This window comes from Vibrio sp. 10N.261.55.C5 (assembly GCF_041470505.1).
GTDB lineage: Bacteria > Pseudomonadota > Gammaproteobacteria > Enterobacterales > Vibrionaceae > Vibrio > Vibrio crassostreae_C.
This window is the reverse complement of record NZ_JBFRMS010000035.1, coordinates 35,202-61,357: the sequence shown is the minus strand read 5'-3', so window position 1 is coordinate 61,357 and position 26,156 is coordinate 35,202. Positions and strand designations below refer to the sequence as shown.

At 44.6% G+C, this 26,156-nt stretch carries 21 protein-coding genes; 12 read left to right on the top strand and 9 right to left on the bottom strand.

Translation table 11 applies throughout. The features are described 5' to 3' along the window. Positions 1-286: 286 nt before the first annotated feature. Positions 287-886 carry a CoA pyrophosphatase gene (locus AB4263_RS14065; protein WP_372098403.1) on the bottom strand — a complete coding sequence of 200 codons (600 nt, stop codon included), beginning with the start codon at positions 884-886 and terminating at the stop codon, positions 287-289. A gap of 303 nt (positions 887-1,189) precedes the next feature. Between AB4263_RS14065 and AB4263_RS14060 the strand changes: the two genes are divergently transcribed. Both AB4263_RS14060 and AB4263_RS14055 read left to right on the top strand, forming a co-directional pair. Continuing rightward, positions 1,190-1,732: a heme NO-binding domain-containing protein gene (locus tag AB4263_RS14060; protein WP_065584176.1), complete on the top strand. Its 543-nt coding sequence runs from the start codon at positions 1,190-1,192 to the stop codon at positions 1,730-1,732. A gap of 1 nt (position 1,733) precedes the next feature. Further along, positions 1,734-3,452 (top strand): ATP-binding protein, encoded by a 1,719-nt coding sequence (locus AB4263_RS14055; protein WP_102394303.1) that lies wholly within the window; start codon positions 1,734-1,736, stop codon positions 3,450-3,452. Between the two features lie 162 nt (positions 3,453-3,614). On the opposite strand, the gene pabB is transcribed toward AB4263_RS14055, so the two are convergent. Continuing rightward, positions 3,615-4,994: an aminodeoxychorismate synthase component I gene (pabB, locus tag AB4263_RS14050; protein ID WP_372098402.1), complete on the bottom strand. Its 1,380-nt coding sequence runs from the start codon at positions 4,992-4,994 to the stop codon at positions 3,615-3,617. A gap of 254 nt (positions 4,995-5,248) precedes the next feature. Here pabB and AB4263_RS14045 point away from each other — a divergent pair, with 254 nt between their 5' ends. The 4 genes from AB4263_RS14045 to AB4263_RS14030 all read left to right on the top strand — a co-directional run bounded on the left by AB4263_RS14045 (position 5,249) and on the right by AB4263_RS14030 (position 9,756). Beyond that, positions 5,249-6,766 carry a fumarate hydratase gene (locus tag AB4263_RS14045; RefSeq protein WP_102320448.1) on the top strand — a complete coding sequence of 506 codons (1,518 nt, stop codon included), beginning with the start codon at positions 5,249-5,251 and terminating at the stop codon, positions 6,764-6,766. A 164-nt stretch (positions 6,767-6,930) separates the two neighbouring features. Then, entirely contained in the window at positions 6,931-7,116 is a 186-nt protein-coding gene (locus AB4263_RS14040) for a hypothetical protein (RefSeq protein WP_004734731.1), read from the top strand. A gap of 199 nt (positions 7,117-7,315) precedes the next feature. Beyond that, positions 7,316-8,689, top strand: coding sequence for a YcjX family protein (locus AB4263_RS14035; RefSeq protein ID WP_017065428.1), 1,374 nt, complete (start codon positions 7,316-7,318; stop codon positions 8,687-8,689). Positions 8,690-8,703: 14 nt separating this feature from the next. Further along, positions 8,704-9,756 carry a YcjF family protein gene (locus AB4263_RS14030; protein WP_102333205.1) on the top strand — a complete coding sequence of 351 codons (1,053 nt, stop codon included), beginning with the start codon at positions 8,704-8,706 and terminating at the stop codon, positions 9,754-9,756. A gap of 56 nt (positions 9,757-9,812) precedes the next feature. On the opposite strand, the gene traF is transcribed toward AB4263_RS14030, so the two are convergent. Beyond that, positions 9,813-10,961 carry a conjugal transfer protein TraF gene (traF, locus tag AB4263_RS14025; RefSeq protein ID WP_029236450.1) on the bottom strand — a complete coding sequence of 383 codons (1,149 nt, stop codon included), beginning with the start codon at positions 10,959-10,961 and terminating at the stop codon, positions 9,813-9,815. A 265-nt stretch (positions 10,962-11,226) separates the two neighbouring features. On the opposite strand from traF, the gene tyrR reads away from it, so the two are divergent. The 4 genes from tyrR (at position 11,227) to AB4263_RS14005 (ending at position 14,499) form a co-directional block, all read left to right on the top strand. Beyond that, the gene (tyrR, locus tag AB4263_RS14020) at positions 11,227-12,771 is read left to right on the top strand and encodes a transcriptional regulator TyrR (RefSeq protein WP_372098401.1); all 1,545 of its coding nucleotides are present in this window, start codon (positions 11,227-11,229) and stop codon (positions 12,769-12,771) included. A gap of 18 nt (positions 12,772-12,789) precedes the next feature. After that, the gene (gene rimJ, locus AB4263_RS14015) at positions 12,790-13,377 is read left to right on the top strand and encodes a ribosomal protein S5-alanine N-acetyltransferase (RefSeq protein WP_372098400.1); all 588 of its coding nucleotides are present in this window, start codon (positions 12,790-12,792) and stop codon (positions 13,375-13,377) included. A gap of 164 nt (positions 13,378-13,541) precedes the next feature. After that, positions 13,542-14,015 carry a DUF2947 domain-containing protein gene (locus tag AB4263_RS14010; protein ID WP_017060433.1) on the top strand — a complete coding sequence of 158 codons (474 nt, stop codon included), beginning with the start codon at positions 13,542-13,544 and terminating at the stop codon, positions 14,013-14,015. A 268-nt stretch (positions 14,016-14,283) separates the two neighbouring features. Next, complete coding sequence (locus tag AB4263_RS14005; RefSeq protein WP_017065431.1) at positions 14,284-14,499, top strand: hypothetical protein; 216 nt, start codon at positions 14,284-14,286, stop codon at positions 14,497-14,499. 171 nt (positions 14,500-14,670) lie between these two features. Here the strand turns inward: AB4263_RS14005 and AB4263_RS14000 are convergent, their stop codons facing one another. The 3 genes from AB4263_RS14000 to AB4263_RS13990 form a co-directional block, all read right to left on the bottom strand. Beyond that, positions 14,671-17,511 carry an Hsp70 family protein gene (locus tag AB4263_RS14000; RefSeq protein WP_017067721.1) on the bottom strand — a complete coding sequence of 947 codons (2,841 nt, stop codon included), beginning with the start codon at positions 17,509-17,511 and terminating at the stop codon, positions 14,671-14,673. A gap of 153 nt (positions 17,512-17,664) precedes the next feature. Further along, entirely contained in the window at positions 17,665-19,638 is a 1,974-nt protein-coding gene (locus AB4263_RS13995; RefSeq protein ID WP_372098399.1) for an Hsp70 family protein, read from the bottom strand. After that, a complete protein-coding gene (locus tag AB4263_RS13990) occupies positions 19,638-20,270 on the bottom strand; it encodes a DUF2760 domain-containing protein (RefSeq protein WP_017060436.1) in 633 nt (210 codons plus the stop codon). The genes AB4263_RS13995 and AB4263_RS13990 overlap by 1 nt, the downstream gene beginning before the upstream one ends. A 348-nt stretch (positions 20,271-20,618) precedes the next feature. On the opposite strand from AB4263_RS13990, the gene AB4263_RS13985 reads away from it, so the two are divergent. Continuing rightward, positions 20,619-22,157 carry a diguanylate cyclase domain-containing protein gene (locus AB4263_RS13985; RefSeq protein WP_372098398.1) on the top strand — a complete coding sequence of 513 codons (1,539 nt, stop codon included), beginning with the start codon at positions 20,619-20,621 and terminating at the stop codon, positions 22,155-22,157. Between the two features lie 87 nt (positions 22,158-22,244). After that, a complete protein-coding gene (locus AB4263_RS13980) occupies positions 22,245-22,775 on the top strand; it encodes a 3'-5' exonuclease (RefSeq protein ID WP_017068784.1) in 531 nt (176 codons plus the stop codon). Positions 22,776-22,897: 122 nt separating this feature from the next. Here AB4263_RS13980 and AB4263_RS13975 read toward each other — a convergent pair whose 3' ends face one another. The 3 genes from AB4263_RS13975 to AB4263_RS13965 form a co-directional block, all read right to left on the bottom strand. After that, entirely contained in the window at positions 22,898-23,347 is a 450-nt protein-coding gene (locus AB4263_RS13975) for a TerB family tellurite resistance protein (RefSeq protein WP_017060439.1), read from the bottom strand. Positions 23,348-23,500: 153 nt separating this feature from the next. Next, positions 23,501-25,528 (bottom strand): alkaline phosphatase family protein, encoded by a 2,028-nt coding sequence (locus AB4263_RS13970; protein ID WP_372098397.1) that lies wholly within the window; start codon positions 25,526-25,528, stop codon positions 23,501-23,503. Positions 25,529-25,552: 24 nt separating this feature from the next. Next, on the bottom strand, positions 25,553-26,083 hold the full coding sequence (locus AB4263_RS13965; RefSeq protein WP_372098396.1) for a hypothetical protein: 531 nt from the start codon (positions 26,081-26,083) through the stop codon (positions 25,553-25,555). Positions 26,084-26,156 lie beyond the last annotated feature (73 nt).

Genomic DNA, 26,156 nt, shown 5'->3' with positions numbered 1-26,156 from the left:
ACAGGAAATAAGTCGGGGCTAATTCTGCAGAATTTTCTTCTGCAAAAAATAGATCTAAATCATGTAATGAAACGGCGTGTCACATGATATGCGAAAAACGGATTTTTGATCACGAAAATAGCGTGCCACAGGTGATTTATGTTTATGCTTGGTATTACTTTTATTTATGCGAAAGGCGGGGTTGTATAGATTTATACCAGGGAAACGTTTGCGTGAAATTGCATTAATAAATCTGTTCCATAGAAAGTCTGGATTTTGTTAACAGAGATTAAACAAAACGTAGTTGCTATGTAATTTGTTGCACTACATGTTTCTGCAGTGAATGGATGATTTGCGCCGTAACGCCCCAAATTAGGTGCTCTTGGAAGGGCATAGCAAAAACTCGATGCTTGATTTGTTTAAAGTTAACAGTGTGGCTGTGTAACTTGGCTTGGTCTAAAACATAGGTAGCGGGCACCTCAAAAATTGAGGCAACTTCGTTCTCATCGATGATGGCTTTATAGTCAGGATCGACCATGGCAACAATCGGCGTCACAGAAAATTTACTAATAGTACTCAATGCAGGTAATTGCCCAACAATTTTAACTTGATCCGATCGAATTCCCACCTCCTCATGGAGCTCTCTGAGTGCAGTAAATTGCATAGAAGGGTCAGAAAGTTCGTGTTTACCACCAGGAAAGCTGACTTGGCCGGGGTGATGCTTTAAATGAGCCGCTCTTTTAGTAAAAATGACATGTAAACCATCTTCTCTTTCAACTAAACCTACCACCACTGCCGCTTTACGTAATTGCTCGCCACTGATGTGCGAAACACGCTCTACTGACTCTGGGTGATAGCCAACGGTAGGGTTAAGTTGGAATTGCTGAAGGAAGTTTTCTTTATTCATATCAAGCCAATATATTGATTATTATGATTTTAAGTATAGACATAACCGTGGGTTGATTACCAATATCGAGTTTTTCTTCATTCACTTTCCCTCTTTTAGTTATCAATTGGGCGTCATGAGAGGCTGTTTACCGATGAATCTCCTCAAAATGACGATTTTTGCTATATTCAATATGTGCATACAGGCGAGTAAGCGTTACCCATGTCATAAAATTGGGTGACGAAACGTAGATTTTTTGTTTAAGAATTTGATAACAATAACTTAGTGGACCATTCTAAAAAGAAATAGAAGAAAAGGTATGAGATGAAAGGAATCATATTCACCGAATTTTTAGAGCTTGTTGAAGACAAGTTTGGGCTAGAGCTTTTGGAAGAAGTTCTAGAAATGTCAGAAGATGAAGGAATCTATACGTCGGTCGGCAGTTACGACCACAAAGACCTTGTCAGGTTGATTATCAACTTGAGTAAGAAAACCGATATTGATGCGGCAAGCTTGCAACGCGTGTTTGGGCAGTCTGTATTTAAGAACTTACTGGCCTCATTACCGAATAAAGCGAGCCTTGCTCACAGCAATACCACCTTTCAATTTATTCAGCACGTAGAGCGTTACATTCATGTTGAAGTGAAGAAGCTCTATCCAGATGCTGAGCCACCTGAATTCAGTTTTATCACCACGAACGAAGCACAACTTGTTTTTGACTACAAAAGCGCAAGGTGTATGTCTCATGTTTGCTTAGGGCTTATTGAAGGATGTGCTGAATACCACGGTGAATCTATCGCGGTGGAGATGACGCCACAAAATGATGACCAAAGCGTGGTTAGGTTTAATCTCAAAGTAGAAAAGTAATATGGATCTGGCATCTGCCCTAGAGAAGAAGCTTAAGCGTCAAATCGCGGCAAGGAAAGCGGCTGAAGGATTGTTGGAACAGAAGAGCCTCGAACTGTTCGAGGCTAACCAACAGCTTGAGCTTGCTTTGCGTCAGTTAGAAAAGCGCTCCAACGCGAATATACGCCGCATTGAATTCCAAGAACAAATCGACAACCTGTTGATTGATTTTGGGCGCGCGTTTCTAAGAAATGATCTCGATGATGTCATGCTATCTGAACTAACGACCAACGTGACTAACAGTTACTTAATCGAAGCCAGTCGTTTGATTCTACCTCCCAAGCTCATCCCTCAGTTACAGACCTATGATTATGGCGATGAGACTGTCGAGGTGTTAGAGCAAGACATTCAAGAACCTCATTGGCAAGACAACCTACTGACCGTGCCCTTAGAGGTTGAAAAAGTCATAGTTGGTGCGTTAATCGTCAGAGTCAGGTTGTTAGACCAAGACTACGAGTTTATCCAAAGCCAACTGTTGTTGGTCACGGACCTTATCTGCAGTGCCTTAACCCATCAACTAGCAATCAACCGAAATATTGAATCACGTAAACGAGCGGAAGAGTCCGAAAGGGCAACGCGTGACTTTGTGGCCATGATTAATCATGAGTTAAGAACTCCACTTAATGGCTTACTAGGCAGTGCCGAGTTGATCAGTGATACCGAACTGAATAGCTCTCAGCGTGAGATAGTGAACAACCTGAGCCAATCTGGAGAGTTTCTCCGAACCATCATTAATGATCTATTGGATTACAGCAAAATTAACGCAGGGATGTTAGAGCTTATTCCAAAGAAATTTGCCCTACGTGATTTGAGAAACACGATTGAAAGCATCTTCGTCAATCGAGCAATTGAGAAGCAGCTCGAATTCAATATCAGTGTTGCGTCAAACGTTCCCTCCCATTTCCAAGGCGATTTAGAGCGCATCACACAACTGTTTGTGAACTTAATAGGTAATGCGATTAAATTTACAGAAGAAGGGCATGTGAATGTTGATATTGAGTGGGACAAAAATCAATTTGTTTTCTCTGTAGAAGATACCGGAGTCGGAATCGCTGAATCGGCGCATAAGACGCTGTTTGAACCTTTTACGCAGGCAGATAACTCAAGTAGTCGGAACTATGAGGGTACAGGACTTGGGTTAGCGATTTGTCGCAAACTGGTGGCTCTGATGAATGGTGATATTGGGGTGACCAGTGTCGTTGGTTCAGGCACGACGTTTACCATCTCGATTCCTCTTCAAGTTGTCGATGTTCCGGCAGAGAGTGATAGTGTCGCCAAGGGCTTTGAGTATGAGGCGGAATTGTCACTACTTAAAGTGCTGGTGGTTGATGATATTAAGATGAACCAGATCATCATCCAACAGATGCTCCGTAAACATGAGATTGAACCAGCTATTGCAAGTAATGGTGTCGAAGGGTTTGAACTCGCGTCAGACAATGAATACGATATTGTATTCATGGATTGCAGAATGCCTGTTATGGACGGGTTTGAAGCAACAGAGAAGCTAAGAGAGAAGGGTTACGTTAAATCTATTGTGGCTCTGACCGCCGGAACGACACTTGAAGAACGCGAACGTTGTATTCAGTGTGGGATGGATGACATTTTGAGTAAACCTTACACCGCCAACGATCTGAAAGAGATGCTTAAGAAGTGGGGTGTCTCTGCGGTGAAGGTCGCTTAAACACGCGAATAAAGCGTTGTGAGTTATGTACTCTAACTTACAGACTAAAAAACCGAAGTGATCTTACGATCCTTCGGTTTCTTTTTATATCGAACTTTTGCTAGCCGTTAAGCTACGGAACTCGTCATTAAGTCGCGGAACTCGCAGTTAATGACACTAGGTTTAGCAATCTTCAAGTACCGGTAGAATTCGACTCAGCTTATCCAGTGTTTCTTGGTATTCAGAAGCACAATCACTATCAAATACCACACCACCGCCAGCCCAAGCATAAAGCGTGTTGTTCTCGGCGACTAATGTACGAATGGTAATACTGGTATCCATTCTGCCATTTCGGCTGATGTAGCCAATACTGCCGCAGTACGCTGAACGTCGATGCGGTTCTAACTCTTCAATGATCTGCATCGCGCGAACTTTTGGTGCGCCAGTAATCGAGCCTCCAGGGAAACAGGCTCTCAGAAGGTCAGTTGCAGAGTATTGGTCATCAAGGTCCGCTCGTATCGTGCTCACTAAGTGGTGCACGGCAGGGAAGCTTTCAATATCGAAGAGCTTTGGTACATGCACTGTGCCCGGTTTTGCTACTCGGCCAATGTCATTACGAAGTAGGTCGACGATCATCAAGTTTTCCGCCTGATCTTTATCGGCGCTTGCTAGGTCTTGCGCGTTGGCATTATCAATCATCGGGTCCTCAGAACGAGGTCGTGTGCCTTTGATTGGCTTGGTTTCAATGACGTTGTCTTTGAGTTCTAAGAAACGCTCTGGCGAAACACTGATGATTGCGCAGTCGGCCAAACGGATAAAACCCGAAAAGGGCGCTGAGTTGTACTGTTCTAACTTGTCATAAGCCAGCCATTCACTACCTTGGTATTGGGCATTGAAGCGCTGAGCTAAGTTAATCTGATAGCAGTCCCCGGATAACAGGTACTCTTGAACACTATCGAACTTAGTGGCGTAGCTCTCTTCGCTCATATTGGATTGCCACGGTGTGGTTAACCCAAAGGGCGCATGTGATAGGTGTGATTGAGCCACCTGCTGCATTAGCCAATCATGATGTTCATCGATATTGCTACCGACAATACACGCCGTTTTCAATTGGTGGTCAACGATAACAGCCCATTCATACAAGCCAACTGCCATGTCAGGTGCTTCAATATCACGCTTTGCGAGTGATGGAAGTGTCTCGACTCTGCGCCCTAAATCATAGCTAAAATAGCCTAAAGCGCCGCCAACGAATGGCAACTGAGTGTGCTCTTTAGTCGCAGGCAATAATTGTTGCTGATATTGGTCGAGTAGTTCGAAAGGATCAGAGTCTGAAACCTCGCACGTCTCATTAACATTAACGGTCGTTTCTGCACCGATTGTCTCGAAGGTGGCGATGGGTTGAGCAACTAAAATATCGTATCGACTATCAACGTGGCTTTCTGAAGCGGAGCGTAATAGCATTGCCCACGGCAGGTTTTCAATATGGGAAAACAGCTGTTTAGCTAAAGTTGATTGATATTCAAGCGGCTTGATTTGGATAGAGCGAAATTCGTTGTTATTCATTTGTTTAATTTGTGACAAAGAGTTCGATCACTGCATGGCGTGTGAGAGGAAGCAAGAGTATCATAAATTGAAAATAAAATGGGTTCTTGATTAGAACGGAGTAATCCAAGTGGTTTAGTTTAAAGCTATGCAAGCGATTGCTAAAGCAACTAAATACAGCTCAACACAATAAAAAGCTAAACCACCTAATTCGATTTGGCACATATAGTCAAACTGTGAACCCACATGGAACCAGAACAATAAAGAGGCATGCAATGACGGTTATTCGTAAGCAAGATGTGATCAGCAGTGTCGCTGACGCACTTCAGTACATTTCTTATTATCACCCTTTAGACTTTGTCCAAGCCCTAGAAAAAGCGTACGAGAAAGAAGAGAGCCAAGCAGCTAAAGATGCGATCGCTCAGATTCTTATCAACTCGCGCATGTCTGCGGAAGGCCATCGTCCAATTTGTCAGGATACGGGTATTGTTACTTGTTTCGTGAACATCGGTATGGATGTTAGGTGGGAAACGGATCAAACAGTACAACAGATGGTTGATGAAGGCGTTCGTCAAGCTTACAACAACCCAGATAACCCATTGCGTGCATCTGTCCTAATGGACCCTGCAGGTAAGCGTATTAATACCAAAGACAACACACCAGCGGTTGTCCACATTAATATGATTCCAGGCAACAAAGTTGAAATTCAAATCGCGGCTAAGGGCGGCGGTTCTGAGAACAAAACCAAGATGGTTATGTTGAACCCTTCTGATGATATTGCAGAATGGGTAGAGAAGACGCTGCCAACAATGGGTGCAGGCTGGTGTCCACCGGGTATGCTAGGTATAGGCATTGGCGGTACGGCTGAGAAAGCAGCGGTACTAGCGAAAGAATCTTTGATGGAACACATCGATATTCAAGAGCTTATCGAAAAAGGCCCTGAGAACGCAGAAGAAGAGCTTCGCCTAGACATCTTCAACCGTGTAAACAAGCTAGGTATTGGTGCACAAGGTCTTGGCGGTCTAACGACTGTGGTTGACGTAAAAATCAAAACAGCACCAACACACGCAGCATCTAAGCCAGTTTGCTTAATCCCGAATTGTGCAGCAACGCGTCACGTTCACTTCACACTAGATGGCAGCGGCCCAGCAGAGCTAACGCCACCTAAGTTAGAAGAGTGGCCAGACATCACTTGGGAAGCGGGCGCAAATACACGTCGTGTTAACCTTGATGAAGTGACTAAAGAAGACGTACAAGAGTGGAAGACCGGCGAAACGGTTCTTCTGTCAGGTAAGATCTTAACCGGTCGTGATGCTGCTCATAAACGTATTCAAGGCATGCTAGAAAGCGGCGAAGGCTTACCAGCCGGCGTTGATTTCAAAGGCAAGTTCATTTACTACGTGGGTCCTGTTGATGCTGTAGGTGATGAAGCGGTAGGTCCTGCGGGCCCAACAACTTCAACACGTATGGATAAGTTCACTGACATGATGCTGAACGAAACTGGCATTATGGGCATGATCGGTAAAGCGGAACGTGGCCCTGCAACGGTTGAATCAATCAAAGAGCACAAAGCGGTTTACCTAATGGCGGTTGGTGGTGCAGCTTATTTAGTCGCAAAAGCAATTAAAAAAGCACGCGTTGTTGCGTTTGAAGATCTCGGTATGGAAGCGATTTACGAGTTTGAAGTTGAAGATATGCCTGTAACGGTAGCGGTTGACTCTAACGGCGTGAACGCACACCAGATCGGCCCTGACACGTGGAAAGTGAAGATTGCTGAAGCTGAGAAAGCGTAATTAATCGACGCCAAAAAATCGTAATTGTCGCTAACTTCAGCGTTTGAATTGCAATTTTTGACAGAAAGTTAAAGACAAAAGTGCAGCATTATCTGCACTTTTGTCTTATTATCAATGATATAGTGATAAACACATAGTTTGATATAAGAACATAGGAGAGAGGAATGCCTCGTTTTATTCAGATCCTACAGATTATCTTGGCAGTGGTGATTGGTGCTTTTGTTGGCTACGACCTGATCTTGAAAGGGATCAGTATCTTTGATAATAAATACGTGACGATTACATGTGCGCTTTGGCTAATTGCAGAGATTGCACTGTTTGTTATCTACAAGTTGATTGAAGACGATTAGACGTCGGATATCGTGCAAAAATTCTAAAGCCCCTGATTATGAATGTAGTCAGGGGCTTTTATTCATCTAGCATTAAGAATGTGTATTGCATACTCATCAACATAAGCAAAAGCATACAAACTATCCCAACGGGGAAAGAACATAGGCTTGCCTTTCTATTATCATAACCAGCTAGCCTAACTATCACGGAGTCGTTCAAATGAAACACCTAACTCAAGAAATGAGTGACTTTATAAGCAGAGGAACGGATTCTCATATTCGAGTAGCGGTCACGGGGCTCTCTCGTGCGGGTAAGACAGCATTCATTACTTCGCTGGTTAATCAGCTTCTTCATACGTCTACCCACAAAAACTTGCCACTGCTTGCATCGGCGAGAGATGGAAGAATTATTGGCGCAAAGCGTATCCCGCAACACAACATGATGATCCCACGCTTCTCTTATGATGAAGCGATGGAGTCGTTGAATGCACAGCCACCAGAATGGCCGGTGCCAACGCGTGATGTCAGTGAGATTCGTTTAGCAATCAAATATAAGCCTGCGAAGGGCGCAAAGAAGCTACTGAGTAAAAATAGCACCCTTTATCTCGATATTGTCGATTATCCAGGTGAATGGTTGCTTGATTTGCCGTTACTGGATATGGACTTCGATACCTGGAGCCAATCTCAGTTTGCCGCATTGAAAGGCGACAGAGAAACTTACTCGCAACAGTGGAACGTAATGCGTGGTGATATCGATTTGCTAGCAGAAGCGGACGAAAAGAAACTGGTCGCGATTGCCGATAGCTACACCCAGTACCTGCATACTTGTAAAAGTAACGGGTTGCATTGGGTTCAACCGGGTCGATTCGTATTACCCGGTGAGCTTGAAGGCGCACCTGTGCTGCAATTCTTCCCGTGTATCGCACCTGAGGGTAAGTTCTCAAAAACAAGTAATTACGCGGTACTGAAAGCGCGTTATGAAGAGTATCAACAGAAGGTCGTCAAAGCGTTCTACAAGAATCACTTCGCGACGTTCGACAGACAAATCGTGTTGGTGGATTGCTTACAGCCACTTAATGCGGGCTATGACTCTTTCATGGATATGCGTGGCGCGTTAGAACAGTTACTTAAGAGCTTTAAGTACGGTCGAAGCAATATCTTAAGACGTTTATTCGCGCCGAAGATCGACAAGATCTTGTTTGCAGCCACAAAAGCTGACCACGTGACACCGGATCAACATCCGAACTTGGTGTCACTGTTACAACAGATGGTGCATCCAGCTTGGCAGCAGGCGGCGTTTGAACACATCGACATGAGTTGTATGAGTATCGCGTCTATTCAAGCGACCAGCGCGGGTTATATCTCGTCGGGTTCAGACAATGTTCCGGCGTTGCAAGGTGTGACTTTGGATAATGTCCCTCAAACCATGTATCCGGGAGAGGTGCCGCGTAAGTTGCCTAATAAACAGTATTGGGAAACCAACCAGTTTGATTTCACGAGCTTTAGACCGATGGAGCAACATTCCGATGAGCCTTGCCAACATCTAAGAGTCGACAAGGTTTTAGAGTATCTCATTGGCGACAAGTTGAAGTAATTGAGGCAATCAAAATGAGTGAATTAAAAACAAAGCAGGTCTTTAATGAACCGTTGAAGACCTCTTTTGATGAGCAAGACAAGAGTGACGTTGGCCCGGATTTAGGCGCTCAACAACTGTTCACAGAGCAAGAGAAATTTGTCCCTGTCGCACCGCAAGTGAAAGCTGATCTTGATGGTGAAGCTGAGCAGCAATTGGAACAAGTGATTCGACCGAGCAAAAAGAAGAAGTGGTTTGGAACGGGTTTATTGGTCGCTTTCTCTGGCCTAGTTGGATGGCAGGCAATTGATTCGGTCATTACCGCGATTCAATCGGCTGACTGGCTGGCGTTAGGTTGGGCAGGCTTCATTGCTGCCATTGCTTCATTGGGTTTAGGCGCAATAGGCAAAGAGCTGTGGAAACTGCGTTCACTCAAAGATCACTTTAGTGTGCAAGAGCAGAGTGAAGAGCTACTCCAAAGTCAAAGTGTCGGCAAGGGCAAAGCGTTCTGTGAAAACATCGCCAAGCAAGGCGGCATTATCGCTGAGTCTCCTTCGTACGATAAGTGGCGAAACAGCATTAACCCTGCACACAGTGATGCAGAAGTGTTGGATATGTACGATGCGTTAGTCGTGAGTCAACAAGACAAAGTAGCGACTCAAATCGTCACTAAGTTTTCGACCGAATCGGCGGCTTTGGTCGCGGTGAGTCCATTGGCGGCGGCTGATATGTTGTTGGTGGCTTGGCGAAATTTCACCATGATAGACAAGCTTGCTGATGTGTATGGCATTGAGCTTGGCTACTGGTCTCGCATTAAGCTATTTAAACTGGTGTTAATCAACATGGCCGCTGCAGGAGCAAGTGAGCTCGCGATTGATGCAAGTATGGATCTCGTCTCGATGGATCTTGCAGGCAAAGTCTCAGCTCGAGCAGGGCAGGGGCTAGGTGTCGGTATCCTTACTGCAAGACTGGGCTTAAAAGCCATGACATTGCTGCGTCCTATGCCTTGGCATAACGAACGAAAAGTAAAACTGGCAGACCTCCGCAAAGCCGTCCTATCTGAAATAAAGCGTATCACTCTCAAATAACAATACCGCACCCACAAAATGGGTGCGGTTTATTTAAATTGTTCTTTTGGCAGAGACTAAAAATGCATGATGAGCTGAGCAGAAGCCCCGTAGTTATTATCTTTGCCTGCTTGTGCCGCTAAATCGAATCCAAAGATACCGAATGGTTTAAAGCCTAAGCCTACAGTGGCTAGGTCATCTGCATAGTTAGTTAAACTATGCATATAGCCTAAACGAAGTTGAGCCCAACTGAATGCATCAAGCTCAGCGCCCACTTTTGCATACTGAGTTTTGTAGTCGTACTCTTTAAAGTGCTTGACGGCGTTTAAATCAATATCCGCTGTAAGGTTGTACCACGATTTATCATAGGAAATACCTAATACATATTCTGGTTCAACAAGTACCGTTGCTTTTTGTCCCATGTGAGTTTTAGTTTTTAGCTTTTGTGACAGGAGGTTCTTAGCAGACAACCCAATAATGGTGTTATCTCCCCATTCATAAGCAGCACCAAAATCTATGTTGAATGCGGATTTTTCTACGTAATCCTCTTCAATATCAAAGTCGTCATCTAAATCATCCAGTGTTTCAACGTAGTTCAGACCATAAATTCGTTGGTATTTGGGTGAAATACCCAACATAAAATCGTGTTCTTGAAAAGTAAATGTATCAGCAAAAGTAAAACCTACATCAACAATTGCTATACCAACCGCTTGACCACTTGAGAGCAGTTCTGAATCTGTAGGGTTATCATTTTGTAAGTCATCATCATTCACATTGAATCTAGCAATGGTGGCTACTTGAGATTTAATGAAGAAGTTGGTGCTCAGGTGTTTATTTGGAATAGCGAATACTGTACCTAGATTAGCTTCTACGTTTAAGTTTCCGTTATCTAGTTGTTTTAAAGCTTTGCGCCATTCCTCTAATAGTTCTTCATTCCCGGGATCAAATTGCAATCGATCATCAATATCTTGGAAGTGATCCAACTTGTCGATCATGTCATCTGCATCATGAACCCTTGCTCCGAGAACGGGAAGAATTAACCCAAAGTTATCTCCTTCTTTATAACGAGCCGCTAAAGCAGGATTATGAAAACTGGATGTTAGGTAAGAGGCTGACGCAGCTCCAGTGCTGCCCATGCCAACACTTCTTGTATCGAAAGAAGTCATTGCAAAACTAGACGCAGAGAAGGTACTGATTATTGTGAGGAATAGTTTAGAGTATTTCATATTTAAGCCGATGTTTTTATACGGAACAATATAGGCTATGGGTGATTTGACTTTAGTTCCATAAAATAACCATTTATAAAGTAAGGGGATGTTGCGATGTGTTACGGTTGGAAATGTTGATAAGTGTGGTGAATGGTTTTAGATCTTTCTAAGGTGTTGATATCTAAAAATTGAATAGATATATGATAACTCTTCTTCTTGACTGAACTCAGAGCTTAATCCACACTACTGTCAACTTATCCTGACACCTATAATAGGACTATTTGTGCGTCTCGAAGTATTGTGTGAAGACAGACTCGGCTTAACGCGTGAGTTGCTCGATATCTTGGCCTCAAAAAGCATTGATTTAAGAGGAATCGAAATTGATGTTAAAGGTATTATTTATCTAAACTGCCCTGATATTGATTTTGATGCTTTTAGTGAACTTATGGCTGAAATTCGCCGAATTTCAGGTGTGAAGGATGTACGTAAAATCCAATTTATGCCAAGCGAAAGGCATAACACAGAGCTGATTGCTCTGCTGGCAAACCTACCTGATCCTGTTATTGCGATTGACCTTAAAGGCTCAGTCGATATGGCTAACCACGCTGCATTGAACCTTTTTAATAAGCAAGAAGACGCAGTCATCGGTGAACCGCTAGCGACGTTTGTTCCTAGCTTTAACTTTGCTCGCTGGATCGAAGGCGATGTAACGCGTCATCGTGAAGTTGTCGTGTTAGATGGTTTAGATTTCTCTATTGAGATCCTGCCGATTTACCTTGGTGGTGATGTCAACGAAGCGGTACTGGCAAGCGCAGTAATGACGATTCGCTCTTGTAATCAAGAGATGAACTCGCCAGATTCAATCCCAGAACAGAACAACCTAGGTTTCGAACACTTTGTTGGTGTCTCTAATCGCCATAAAGCCTTGATCAGCCAAGCTAAGAAATTGGCTATGCTGGATCAGCCTCTATTAATTGAAGGCGATACAGGGACAGGCAAAGAGATGTTGGCAAAAGCGTGTCATAACCGTTCAAATCGATCGTCTTTCCCATTCTTGATTCTAAGCTGTGCATCGATGCCTGATGACGTAGCGGAAACGGAATTGTTTGGTCATGCGCCGGGTTCATTCAACCATGAGCAAGGTCATAAAGGTATTTTCGAACAAGCGAATGGCGGTACCGTATTTTTAGATGAAATTGGCGAGATGAGCCCGCATCTTCAAATCAAGCTGCTGCGTTTCCTACAAGATGGTTCATTCCGTCGTGTTGGTGAAGAAGAAGAGATGCACGCGGATGTTCGTATTATTGCATCAACGCGCCACCGTCTTTCTGAATTAGCCGACTCGGGTTCGTTCCGTGAAGATTTGTTTTACCGCTTGAATGTACTGACTCTGTCTATCCCTGCATTGCGTGAACGCTCAAACGACGTAGCGCCACTGTTGGAACTGTTCGTTGCAAAGTACGCGCAGCAGTTAGGTATGTTAAAACCAAAACTGACTCAAGAGCTGATCGACCAGCTTGGTAATTACCAATGGCCGGGCAACATTCGCCAGTTAGACAACATGGTTCTACGTGCACTAACAGAGCTAGATTCAGACACACTAACGGTTGAGCAATTCCATTTGCCACAGCTTGAAACAATGACGGCTGGAATGGCGAACCTGAGCTTAGATGGCTCGCTCGATGAAATAATGAAAGACTATGAATCTCAGATTCTAGAGAAGCTTTATCAGTCTTTCCCATCAAGCCGTAAGCTAGCAAAACGTTTGAATGTATCTCATACCTCAATTGCGAATAAGCTTCGTGATTACGGTATCAGAAAGAACTGATCGAATAAGAACAAGATTATGGAAGATTTGAGTACACCAGAGCGCATTTATAAGCATGATGGTAGTCTGATTTTACGCACGGCTGAAATCGATGACGCTGGCATGATCAGCGAGTACTTTCAGGTTAACAGAGAGTACCTGAAACCTTGGGAGCCGATACGCGAAGATGCGTTCTTTGATAGAGCGAGTTGGGCGCAGCGACTGATTAAGTTAAACGAGCTTCATAAAATGGGGCTAGGCTATTACTGTTTACTGATTAACGCTGACTCTAATGAAATGTTAGGCACCATATCGTTCAGTAATTTGTCGCGTTTCCCGTTCTACGCTTGTAATGTCGGTTACTCATTGGCGCAAAGTGCACAAGGCCACGGTTACATGCGCAGAGGTTTGAGCATGGCCAAAGACTACATGTTTGATGTGCAGAACATGCACCGCTTAATGGCGGGCTACATGCCTCACAACGAACGCAGTGCTGGTGTATTAGAACATCTTGGTTTTGTCCGAGAAGGTTTTGCTAAAGACTACCTACAGATTAACGGTAAATGGGAAGACCATATACTGACAGCATTAGTTAACCCAAATTGGGAAGATAGACACGTTATTTAGCGGCAATATTGCTAAGACGTAGTACTAGTTAAAGGCAAATAGCTTTTAAACGTAAACAAAATTTAGACGCAGCGTATATCAAGCTTTGCTAATCGCCGCTGCATCAAAAAGAACAGATAGGCATGGTAAATCCATCAGCCTGAGAAGATATTTGAGGAATTTTGATGTCATACACAACTTTGGACGAATACCAAAGAAAATGGATTTTCACACACCAGTCAATGCCGCTGCCGGCAGAGGACTTGGAAAAGATTAAGCCAATGACACAGGCGAGAGCATCTCAGTTCTGGAAAGAGAACGTGAGCCCTCAAAGCCCAGACGCAGAACGACTGAGCTCGCAAGACTGGCCAAGCAAAGCATCGAACTGGAATGAAGAGATCAGCTGGATGGCGCATTGGGAAGCGGATGAGCCTGAAATGCCAGAAGAGATTCTTAACTTTATTGATTGGCAAGATGACGTAACTGTTTATTTTTGTTACGAAAAGTACAATGTTCTTGAAACCAAATGGGCGATTTTCAAGAAGCATTGGAAGAACTTCTTGTTCTACGATGATGGCCCGATTCTAATCGGTCGTCGTCGTTCAGAAGCCCTTTGGTTTGCTACCAATGGCAAGGTGAAAATCGGTAACCGTGCTTAATCTCGGTGTGATTTAATCGAGTGAGTGTTGGTGTTTCGATCAACAGATAGAAAAACAAAAAGCGAGCATCGAGCTCGCTTTTTTTGTGCCTAATGATCTTCGAAGATCATGGGGAAAGACCCACTATTTGAGCCCAACTAAAGGTGACCATATCCACTCATTTAAAGCGAGTGAATTACGAAATTGAGATCGCTATCTCATTGGGTTAGTTGAAGTTTCATGGGGTTGAGCTATCTTTATATTACTGCCTTAGTGGAGGTGAAGTATTATGATTTGGGATACTCTCGAACGTGTAAATAAACTTCGCAAGGAAGCAATGGAGGATCCAGAGTTTTTGGATTCAGCAAAAATGCATGAGGAATGGCTTTTAAGCGAAACTCATAATCAATCGAACAAAGGAGCAAAAGAGAATAAACCGAAAAAACTATCTGACATTTATGAAAATACGGATTTTCCTATCAACCCAACTGGAACCAAACATTAACAATGATGAACTGCAACACGGCTAAGGCTCTTAACCAAAAAGCTATAAGTCGATTACACATACCAGCCTTAAGCCACCAATAAAAAAGCCACTTTCAACGAATCGAAAGTGGCTTTTTCTTTTCTTGCTAGCTTCTTTACCATTAGCAACGAAAGCTAATCGTTTTCAAACCTAGTTATTGATTAGGCTTAATCCGCTTGGTAACGCATCACCAAACACACGCTTAGATTCACTCTCAGAAAGCTCAGTCACTTCACTCACTAGTGTTAACCATGAGTCAGGTACCTTGCTTTGCTTAAGCTTCTCAATCACTTGATTGCGATAGTCGTCAGAGATATCAAACTGACGGTCACCGGTTTTTCGACAAATCATCACCGCTGCGAAGGCGATCATCTGCTCTTTCTGCCAGTTCTGTTCAAGCAGTTTTGGTAACCACTGTTCAGCTTGCTCTCTAGGAATTACGCTGTGTTGGCTGCCATACAAAGGCGTTCTTGATGCTAATCGTCCTAGCGCCCACCAGTGAGCCTGTTCAAATTGGTTATGGTTGATCGCTTTGCTTAAGAACCAACTTGCCAGCAGCACTTTGTCTTCAACCTCAAGTTGCTCAAGTGACGCCGCTAAACGGACCATGGCTTCATAACCATTATCTTGCGCATCTTTGGCTGTCTTAGGGTTCTTCATTGCACCTGGGTGAAGGTATTTAGCGATGTCAGCCAAGATACTCTCTTGCTGCTCTTGGTTTAGCCCACCAGCGACACGACGCCAGAATACCCACCAGTCTGTCCAGCCTTGGTGGTTCTTGAACTGAATGTTCTGTTGGTAAAGGCCCCAAATCTGTTCGATACGCCATGAGTCAGTCGGATCGCCAAAGCCAGGACGCAGCGAGTAACCCGCCAAACGCAGCCAGTTCTTCTCGTGTGCTTCTGAGCGGCGACGACGTTTACGACCTAATGAGAAGGTATCAAATAGATGACGAAGGGTCGTGAAGTCCCATTCATCGCGTTTACCTAGTCGCTTCTCAAGATCTTTCGATAGTGTTTTGATCTCTTTCGATTCAGCACTCTTCTTGTTGCCGCTGTACAGGCGAGAAATCAACTCCTTACACTCTTCCAATCTTGGGTGAAGCGCGGAGGTATCAGATTCATCGCCTTGCTTGTTTCTTACTTCAAACTCAAGCAACCAACGCTTAGAGTCATCTTCTATACTCACACACTCCATTTTCAATGTGCCGACTTCGGTTAACTGACAAGCGAGCAGTACTTCAACACGCTCTTTTTGGTTGGCTTGAAGTTCTGCAGTACCTGAGCCTTCCAGCGTAGAAATATACGGTGGGAGAGGGGAGAACAAGTCGGCATCCACATTGACCATCACACCGTTTTGAATGGCGGTGTCATGAGCAATTTGATCGTGTGTTGAAGTCAGAAGATTAAATCGTACTGGCTCACCTAAAGTCAGCGAGAAACGACGGCTGTTCAAGCGTATCTCTTGGCCTTCTTCGGTTCCTTTGGCAAGCAGACAAAGCGCTTTACCCATCTTGTTTTTCTCTTGCAGATGCAAGAAGTAAGAACGGGCAGCACCGCCACCGATTTTCAGCTGTGCACCGCGGCGTGCTTTACCAAAGGCAACCGCGCCAAGGGCAACAGACCAATCTGGATGAGGGTTATCAAGCACTGTGATAGGAGAACCGTTCCAGTTGCCCAGTAGCTGAGTAATTCGCTCTGTTACCAGTTCACTGTTAAACACACCACCATTGAGCAGCACGCCAACTGGAATTGCAGGTTTGGTGTCATCGAACTCAATAGAGTCTGAGTTTTCCAATGCGGCTTTAGACACTTGTTGGTGCGTTGCTAGGAATTCTGCAACGTGCTTACTCACCGCAGGGTCAGCCACGTAAGGCAGACCAAACTCAACCACAGCACTGCGGCGTTTGTCGGGTGTTTCAGTAAACTCAGAAAGCGGGAAGAAACCTTCCAATGCGATTTGATGGACTTCTTGTTTAGTTAAACCAATACTCTTAGTACCGCCAAGCAGTTTTGAACCGCTGCCCAGCATGGTGATCTTTACATCATCGGGCGCATTGGCAGAAAGCAGGCTCTCTTTTGCGGCGCGAGTCTGTTGAATCAGTTTGGTTAGGCTAGAGGCATTCAGCTTTTTGTTTTGATTGAAGCGTTGCTCTGCAAGGTGGGCAAGGGCTAAATCGAGGTTATCACCACCAAGCATCAAGTGTTCACCAACACCAATACGGTCGAGTGCGAGCTCGTTATTACCGTCGCTGTTCGCATCGAATTTGGCTTCAATTAAGCTTAAATCGGTGGTACCACCTCCAACATCACACACTAGAATCAGTGGGATTTGTTGAAGTTCATCTGCTGCGGTTTGTTGGTGACGGGCATACCAGTCATAACAAACGGCTTGCGGCTCTTCGAGTAATAGAATCTTACCTAAGCCCGCCAGTTCTGCGGCTTCGAGTGTTAGCTTGCGTGCTGTCTCATCGAAGGAAGCAGGAACGGTAACCACAACATCTTGGTCTTCAAGCTTGTTGCTCGGGTTACGGTAGTTCCATGCTTGGCGAATGTGGTTGAGGTAGCTTGCACTCGCCACAACTGGCGAGACTTTATCGACATCTGCTGCGCCTGCCCAAGGCAGAATGTCGGAGTTACGATCCACCGCTTGGTGTGACAGCCAACTCTTAGCACTCGATACTTGGCGGCCTTCAACCTTAGCGCCTAATTCACGTGCCCATTCACCGACGATAACGTTCTTAATATCGCCTTCAACGGGGCTTGGTTCCCACGGCATTGTCAGGTCAGAAGGGGATATTTGACCTTGTGCTGGGTGGTAACGAAAGGATGGGAGTAAGGGCTTGCGAACCACTTCACCGGGGCCGATGAGTTGGTCAATATCGAAAAGAGAAACGGGAGCATGTTGTAGGTCGTCGTTGATTTCACAGTAAGCGACAACCGTATTGGTTGTACCTAAGTCAATGCCGACTAAAAAACGAGGAGTTGCCATACAAAACCTTATTCTTCCAGAGTGATGACCAGTTTTTTGATAGCTTTGGTCTTATTGTTGTTATTCGTAAACGTCATTCCTGAGAAACAGGCAGGACTAGATTGAGAAATGCATTGATAAAGTAACGGCACCCGCTAAGGTGCCGTTGATTCATTATGCTTGTTCGTTTGAGTCGTTATTCGAGTCTTCACGAACATCGAACTCAACGTGCCACTTCTGACCGTTGTCAGTAGCAATCGCTTCTAGGTGTAAGGTGCCTAGCTCAGTAACGCGAGAAGCCAAAGTCACTGGAACCACTTCACCTTCGCGACGGCCTTCAGAAACCGGCAATGTCACTTGGATTTCAGGAAGCTCATCAAGCTCTTCAGGCGCCCAGTGATCAAGGTGCGTACCCGCTTCATCTTCACGACGAATGGTTGAACCGAAGAACTGGAAGTGTACTGGCTGACCAATCACTAGACCGAATTCTTGGCTAGGTACTTGTACGCTTGAACCTTCTTCCATACCAAATGGTGCAACACACAAAGCTTCCATCGGAGGAGCCATACCTGGGATAGCTGGCATCGCGCTTTCAATTCCTACGTAGTAAGAAGAAGCGATACCACCGCGGATACGAACGCCTTGGCCACGACGAACTGCGCCGTAGTATGAAGCGCCACTTGCAACCGCTAGGTCTAAATCTAAACCTGAAAGCTGTTTTGCGAACTCTTCGTCAGCATTGATCAACCATTCGTTGATCGTATCTGAAAGACGATCAGCAAGTAGGTTCGATTTTAGAACACCACCATTGAACAGGATTGCTGTTGGCTTGATGAAGTCTGCCGCTGGCGCTTCTGACCCTTGCGTACCGGGCATACCGGGCATGTTTGCAAACGGGTTGAAATCTTGCTGAGCCGTTTCGCTATTTCCAGAAAGCGCGTTCGCTTGCTTAGAAAGGAATGCGGCAATGTGACGAGTAATACCTGCGTCTTGAGCGTAAGGCAGACCCATTTGAGTCAGTGCGCCACGCGTCTTTTGTACAGGGTGCTCAGTTACAGCAACTTTAGGGAAGAAGCCGTCCACTAATGTTTGTTGAACTTCTTGCTGAGTCAGTTCTGTTTTCAGTGTTGCGCCAAGCAGTTTAGAACCACGGCTTGGAACAACGATAGGCACAGATTGCAGTTCAGCATCGTTAAGCAGTGCTTCTTTCGCATCACGACATGCGTGAGTCATTGCTTGAACCTGCCAAGGAGCCAGTTCTTTGCCTTCTTGCGCCAGTTTCATCTTCAAGCGGTAAGCCAGTGCTAAGTCCATGTTGTCGCCGCCAAGTAGGATATGTTCACCTACTGCGATACGGTTCAGGCTTAGGTTGCCGTCATCTTGTGTTACTTCAACTAACGAAAGGTCGGTTGTACCACCACCGATATCGACAACAAGAACGATGTCACCAACGTTTACTTCATCACGCCATGTGTCGTTGCTGTTATCAATCCAGCTGTACAGAGCCGCTTGTGGCTCTTCAAGAAGCGTTAGGTGAGTGAAACCAACATTACGTGCAGCTTCTGCTGTTAGGTCACGAGCCGCAGGATCAAACGAAGCTGGAACCGTGATCGTTACATCTTGGTCTGCCAGTTTGTGTTCTGGGTTTGCGTGGTTCCATGCGTCTTTAAGATGCTCAAGGTACAATTCAGTTGTCTTAAGCGGAGATACTTTTTCAACTTCTTCAGGGCTGCCTGCAGGAAGGAAAGCATCGCGACGGTTAACACCACCGTGGCATAACCAAGATTTTGCACTTGCTACCAAACGGATAGGGGTTTTAGAACCAAGGTTACGAGCAATTGCACCCACTAGTGCTTTTGGCTCTGAAGACCAAGGAAGAACGCGAGAGCCCGCATTCATTTCATGTTCGTGCGGTTGGTATAGGAACGAGCCAAGTTGGCTGCGAGTTTCTACTGTACCTGGCGCCGTCAGTTGAGGGATTTGCATCACCTCAACGCGAGCGTCTTCATTTGTTGTGTCGATGAAAGACAAAACGCAGTGTGTGGTACCTAAATCGATACCAACACTGAACTTAGGCGCCTGATGTTGCTCTTGAGAAGATGGTTCTTGTGAATGTTCTTGCGATGAAGAATGGTTTTGGTGTTCCATTATAGCTCCACCTCTGCCGGTGCAATTACAGATGCATCGTAGTTTTCAGCAAGCTTAGGCAGGTTCATGTCAGTTGCTTTCCAACCTTTGTGAACTAGTGTGCCGTTGAATGGTGCATTGCCCGTTACGTTGCCAGTTAGGCGAATTTCTTGAGGGTTGAAACCTTCAGCGATAGTGATACGTGTTTCTTCATCTTCAGTGCGGATGTGAGACAGCGTTACGTAATCAGCCAATACTTTTTGACCGCCAGTGTGAATAACACGAGCTGCTGCGCCAACTTCTTCATCAGAGAATGACGTTAGGTCTTCTTTTAAGAAGTCGATAAGGCGCGCTTCTTGCTGCATGATAGACAGTAGCTGCATTGCAGAGTCTGTTGGTGCTGTAGCAAGCTTAGATTCAACTTCTACTACTTTTTCGATCACACGTTCAACTTCTACTACTTTCTCTACTTCGACAATTTTCTCAACTGGCTTTTCAACTTCAACGACCTTTTCTACTGGTTTTTCTACGACTTTCTCAACCACTTTGGTTTTACGAGAAACGGCAATTAACAGTAGTAAAACGCTTGATGCAGTTAGGCCTGCGTGAAGCATATCAAACGTTTGTGGGATTAGGTTCAAATCAACGATCATAGTGATTTCTCTTTAAAATTGATTTAACGGTATATTCGTCGGTTCAAAGGAATATACAGGTTGGAAAGAAACTCATTGGCACTAAGCCGAAACGGTCACTTTCAAGCTATAAATATGGATGGATACTAGCATATTCAAGGCTTAAGAGTGGTATTTAATGTTTTTAATCAAGTGGGTTTTTGGTGTGTTAGCTTGAAATTTAGTCGAGATTCGGTCGAATATTGGTCGTCGATGTGAGGGCAAGGTAAACAATGCCCGTTTTATGTCAGTTTTAAGACTAAACAGAAATGGAGCATGATTCCCTCCCGTTATATACTTTTAACTCATTATAGACTATTTGGAAGCCACATGCCGCACACTACCGACCCACTTACAGGGTTGAAGAGACGAACTCTCCCATTGGTCGTATTTTTGGTCAGTTTTTTGATTACTGTGTTGTGTTTTATATTAGTCGCGTTAAACCAAAACCGCGCGTTAAATATGAATTTGGACAGTTTTGCTAAACACCAAACACTGAGCTTGGAAGCGTTTATCGACAATGATGTGGCCTACATAGGTTCGGGTGCAAACTTCTTCTATTCGAATGATCCTGAAAATTGGGACAAGTTCGATCGATTCGCACAGCAAACCATTAACGGTTCAAAGAGCTTGATTGGCTTGCAGTGGATGCAGAAAGTTACGGCAGATGAGATTGCCGAACATACCGCGAAAATGGAAGCAAAGTATCCGGCTTACCAGTTGTTCACTATCCCTCAACATGAAGAGAAAGCTTATGGCTACATTCTAAATGGAGAGCCAGCTTATATCGCGACTGATATTTACCCAAATACCGAAGCCAATGACAAAGTGATTGGTTTCTACTCTTCTCGTGAACGTTTTAGACTGATCATCGAAAATATTAAGCAGACGCGCCAAGCGAATATCTCGGACAAAGTACGTCTGATTCAAGATGGTCTAACTCAAGATACGCCTAAGACAGGCATGCTGGTTTATCACCCTGTGTTTGAAGGCGAAAGTGATAACCTACTTGGTGTTGTGATTGGCGTGGTTCGTACAACTTACTACTTTGAGAACCTGTTAGCCTCTGCCGTCGGTGATATGGACGTGTACATTCGCGTTACGGATACCGGGTTTGAAGCTGAAGACTCCCCAATTCTATTTGAAACTCAAGGTTATGAGGGAGTAACAGGGCACCATATAACTAAGACAATCGAGTTGACCAACCGAAATTGGAAGATCGATTACAAGATAGATTCCTGCATCTCTTTTTATGGCTACCTTGTGTTGACTGGCATCGCGCTAGTCGGAACAACCATCTCATTGTTGTTAGCGTACATCGTGAATATGCAGATCAGAGAAAAAGAGCGCCTGTATCAAATGCTTGATAAAAGAACAGAAGAGCTTCGTTTTCTAGCCAACCACGACAGCCTGACCGAGGTTTATAACCGACGTGCTTTCAATAAGATGTTAGATAAAGCGATACAGCGAAATGAACCCTTTAGTCTCATCGGATTTGATGTCGACAAGTTCAAAGGCATTAACGACCAATTCGGTCACCCTGCAGGGGATGCTTTACTCATTCATGTAATTAAATTGATTTCAGTGAGCTTGAAAGAGGGGGATAACCTGTTTCGTATAGGTGGAGATGAGTTCTGTATCATTTCTAGTATTACAAACCATGAAGCCCTAGAACGATACTTACAATGTATTCTAAGAACAGTGAGCCAGTCTCATTGTGAGCACAAAGGTCGACAGCTCAGTTGTACTTTGAGTATTGGTGCTGCTATTTACGCTAATGAAAACACGGAAGAGATTCTGCAAAAAACAGACAGTATGCTCTATCAAAGTAAGTCGAATGGCCGAAATCGAGTGACAATTGCAGGCTAAATGAGCACTTGATACAACTAGGGTCGAGTTCTGTATTGGGCTCATGTACAATTTCACAAAATTTTTGACGAGAGAATTAGGCGACGTATGAATCACAATCGAGTTGTGTGTTTCGATTTGGAAATGTGCTGTTGGAGCGAAGACGGTGTGGGAACAACAGGAGAGATCATTGAAGTTGGTCTTGCTGAGATTGATCTAGCATCCGGTACTATCGTGAAGCGAGCACAATACTACGTTAAGCCAGAGAAAGACGAAGTCTCTCTATTCTGTGCCGAGTTAACGGGCATTACACCTCGTAAAATCGAAAAGCAGGGTCGCCCATTAGAGTCTGTCATCAAGTCGATGATTAAGAACTTTGGTGGTCCCAAAAAAATCTACGCAGCGTGGGGACGTGACGACCTCATTTTACACAAAGAGTGTATTGAAAAAGGCATTGAACCTCCGTTTAGCGAGTTCTTAAACATCGCAACGCTTTACCGTGTTCAGAATCGCTTGAAAGACAAACGCATTGGTCACCGCGCTGCTCAAGAAGCCAAAAATATTGAGTGGGAAGGTCGTCAGCACTCGGGTTATGTCGATGCTTATAATCTTGCGAAACTCACATTAACTATGTTGTAGCTAAATTTTTAGCTCCTCTCAGCCCTGTTTAGTCAGCTTTCAGTTTACCGATTCAAAAAAGCGACCGGTTTCTTAACCCGTCGCTTTTATTTATTTCAGTTTCCAATTCATTATTTCAGGCACTAATTTTCGCCTAAAACACTTAACTTACTCTTGATGAAGTCACAGTGGTCGACGTAGAGCAGTTCTGCTGTTTTACGGATCACAGAATCTTCGATAGGGTCAATTTCCCCGTCGGCATGCGCTACTTCCCACATCGCTTTGATTAAGTCGATTCGCACTGGCTGAGATAGGTCTCTGAGTTGCGATGTAAAGTCATACAGCGATACTGATTGCTCTACTTTCGGCTCTGCTTGCGCGAGCAGTACCTTTGCTTGTTCTTCATCTAAATCCAGCAAACGCTGCAGAAGCTGTAGCTTAGCGACTCTTTCTGATTCATTGATCTGATGGTCGGCACCCGCGACTTCACACAACAAACTCGCGATGGCGATATTAGGTGATGTGCCTTGGTTTTTGCTTAGGTCCTGGCCTTCAATCAATTGTTTAAACATTGATGTGAGAGAATTGAACATAACGAGCTCCAGTTAAAATTTGTATCGAGTTCCGTAACGCTGATAGCTATCAACTATAACCATAAGCATAACTATTGGGTCTACAGAGTGTGATCGCAAGCGTCTTTACTAAAAACTGACATTACGGATACGCGAGCGATAAGGAGCATTTTATCAATCGGGCTCTGGGAAACGGGTAATTTTACCGTCGCCACTGAGTGTCGTGATCGATTGCGGTTTCCCATCAGTGTCTAGCCTCAATTCTCCAATCGCACTGCGGTTTGAAAGGCGATAGAAGGTCTGATTGTCAGGGCTTCGCTTTTCGATCTTCAAGCGTTTACGCTTAGTGAAGTAGTTCAAAACTGAGCGAGGGCTGTATAACAGGCGGTCCCATACATCGCAGAATTTAAGCAGCGGAGCAGGGAACTGATTTTTAATACCACTGCAGGTGATTTGATAGATGTTCGGGCTGTTGCGACGATACCTAAGCTTGATGTCATAAGCGAAGGAGTAGTGAACATCGCCAGAAAGTACCACGAAGTTGGTCGGTGTTTTGGTATGGGTAAAGATGCTAATCAGCGTATTAGCACTGCCCGGATGTGCCATCCAGTTTTCAGCGTCAATCACTAATGGCTTGCCGATTGTGGTCGCCATCTTTTGCAGTGTTTCAATAAACTTCACGCCAAACATCGGTGCAGCAGAAACGATCACCACTTTATCTTGATTCATTAACTGATGTTGAAACTCAATCAAGGCTTCCCAGTCCATTAAACCTGAAGGCTTGTTCATGCGTGACTCTGAACGCCAACGACGCGTACGAGTATCCAACACAATGACTTTGGGTGAGGTATCTATTGTGTAATGCCACTCTTCAAAGCGACTCAGCATCTCAATAAAGGCTTGATGCTTGTCTGGCTCGATGTTGCCAATAGAGTGAGTAGTCGCTGCATTGCCGGCTTCATTATGAGTTTGTTTACTAATGCGCGGTTGTTTAGTAATGAGCGGTTGAGCGACAAAAAGCTGTTTTGCTTGCTCGATGAACGTTTCGTCGAAGCTCTCCGGTTTGTTACCCCAACCTTGACACATCCAATAAGCCGCAAGGCCGTTACCAATGACTTGGGTCGCGAACTGGTTTTGGTCGACGGCATGCTCCCAACCCACGGTAAGGTTCCAATCATCCGTCACATCGTGATCATCGAAGATCATGTACGTTGGAATATGCGCGAACAGACGTTGCACTTGCGGTAAGCCAGCAATGAAATCATCCATGATGACGCTTTCATCACGCCATTGTTGCTGCTCAGTCGGTGTTAATTGGCGTCCACCTTGAGTGAAGTTATTCTCAATTAAACGCTCTCGATTGACGCATTGCCACAGTGTCGGAGACCAAACCAATAAGTACATCGCAATAAACTCAGACAGCGTGACCAAGTGGTTTTCACAATCGGTAGAGCTAAAAATCGGCACGCCACGGTTCGGGAATAACTTATCGAGCATGGATTCTGAAGCTGTGTGGTGCGGCAAATAGTGATGACGCTGGTATAAGTGGTATTCACTGTTATACAGAGCGTCACTGTTGTTGATTTGTTTAATTTGCGAGTCAGTCGGTAAGCTTTCGCCTACAAGGCCAAGCAGGTGAATCACTTGTTGAATAGCATCAAGTGTTGGGCCTGCCACATGGTCGGCGTAGATCTGATCGCCGCTCATCATCAGCATGTCGGGTCTTTCATCGACGGTTTGATCGGCCATCTTGTTATCGCCTGCAACTAGGCTGTCTTTGCTTGGATGATGCGGGTTGCGGCAAGAGCCATGAAGAATGTAATCAGCTGAGGTCGATATCTTAAACTCAACGCGAGATTTACCGTTGTAAACAAGGTGAGGGGCGAGCTCTTTTAGTGAACCTGACTCTGTGTGAAAGTCATATTCAAGCAGCGTATTAGTCGGAAACTCACCTTGTAAGCGAATTAGCGTTATCCACGCATGTGTACCGATTTGAATCGAATCATGTTCTTCAAGCGATGAGGTATAAAACGGCTGGTCTTGTGCTGCTTCAGAATCGTCTATTTCTTGAGTATGAAGCTCGGCTCTGCCTGTAAGAGGCGAGCTGGTGGCTAACCAAAGGACTACTTCAGTCGCGGTGGTTTTTCTTAAAATGGGTCCGGCGAGTAACAGGGGAAGAGATGATGTCGTAGAGGGTTTCAATACGGTACCTAAAATCGTTGGTGGCTAGTCGTCGTGGTGTACTTTTGTTTCGATCTTATTTGTGTCTGGCTTTGTGGTTTCAAGCGTTGATGCTTCAAGTTCTACTGAGTCAGATTCTGTTGTTTTAAACTCTGCAATCTCAGGCTCTGCCATTTCAGATTCTGTTGATTCAAGAACTTCGATAACTTCTGAGCTAGAAAGTTCATGGCCCATTAGAAATATTGCCAAAAGGGCATCGGCTTTGGTCTTGGTATCGGAAGGCTCGTCTAATAACAGTTCGAGCTTTTCTCGAATCATAGCAATCTCGTGCTCAACAAAGCCACGGCCTTCTTCATCCCCTTGATTGTCTTCAGGGGCATTATCGAATTCAAGAAATAGCATGTCACCGTCTAGGTTGGTATCCACCAAACGCTCAGGCAACCACGCCTCACCCATAACAATATCTGGATCGGAATCTTTGGGTAAGTGATCTATAATGTTTTGTAATTCGGAGACTTTCACAATACTTTCATTTAACCGAGAATATTCTACATTGTAACGGTCAATGCCGAGCAAACCTAAAAATAGTTAGCCGTCATGGTTAATAAATGTCTAATCAGTAACACAATATTTTTTCAAAGAGTAATTA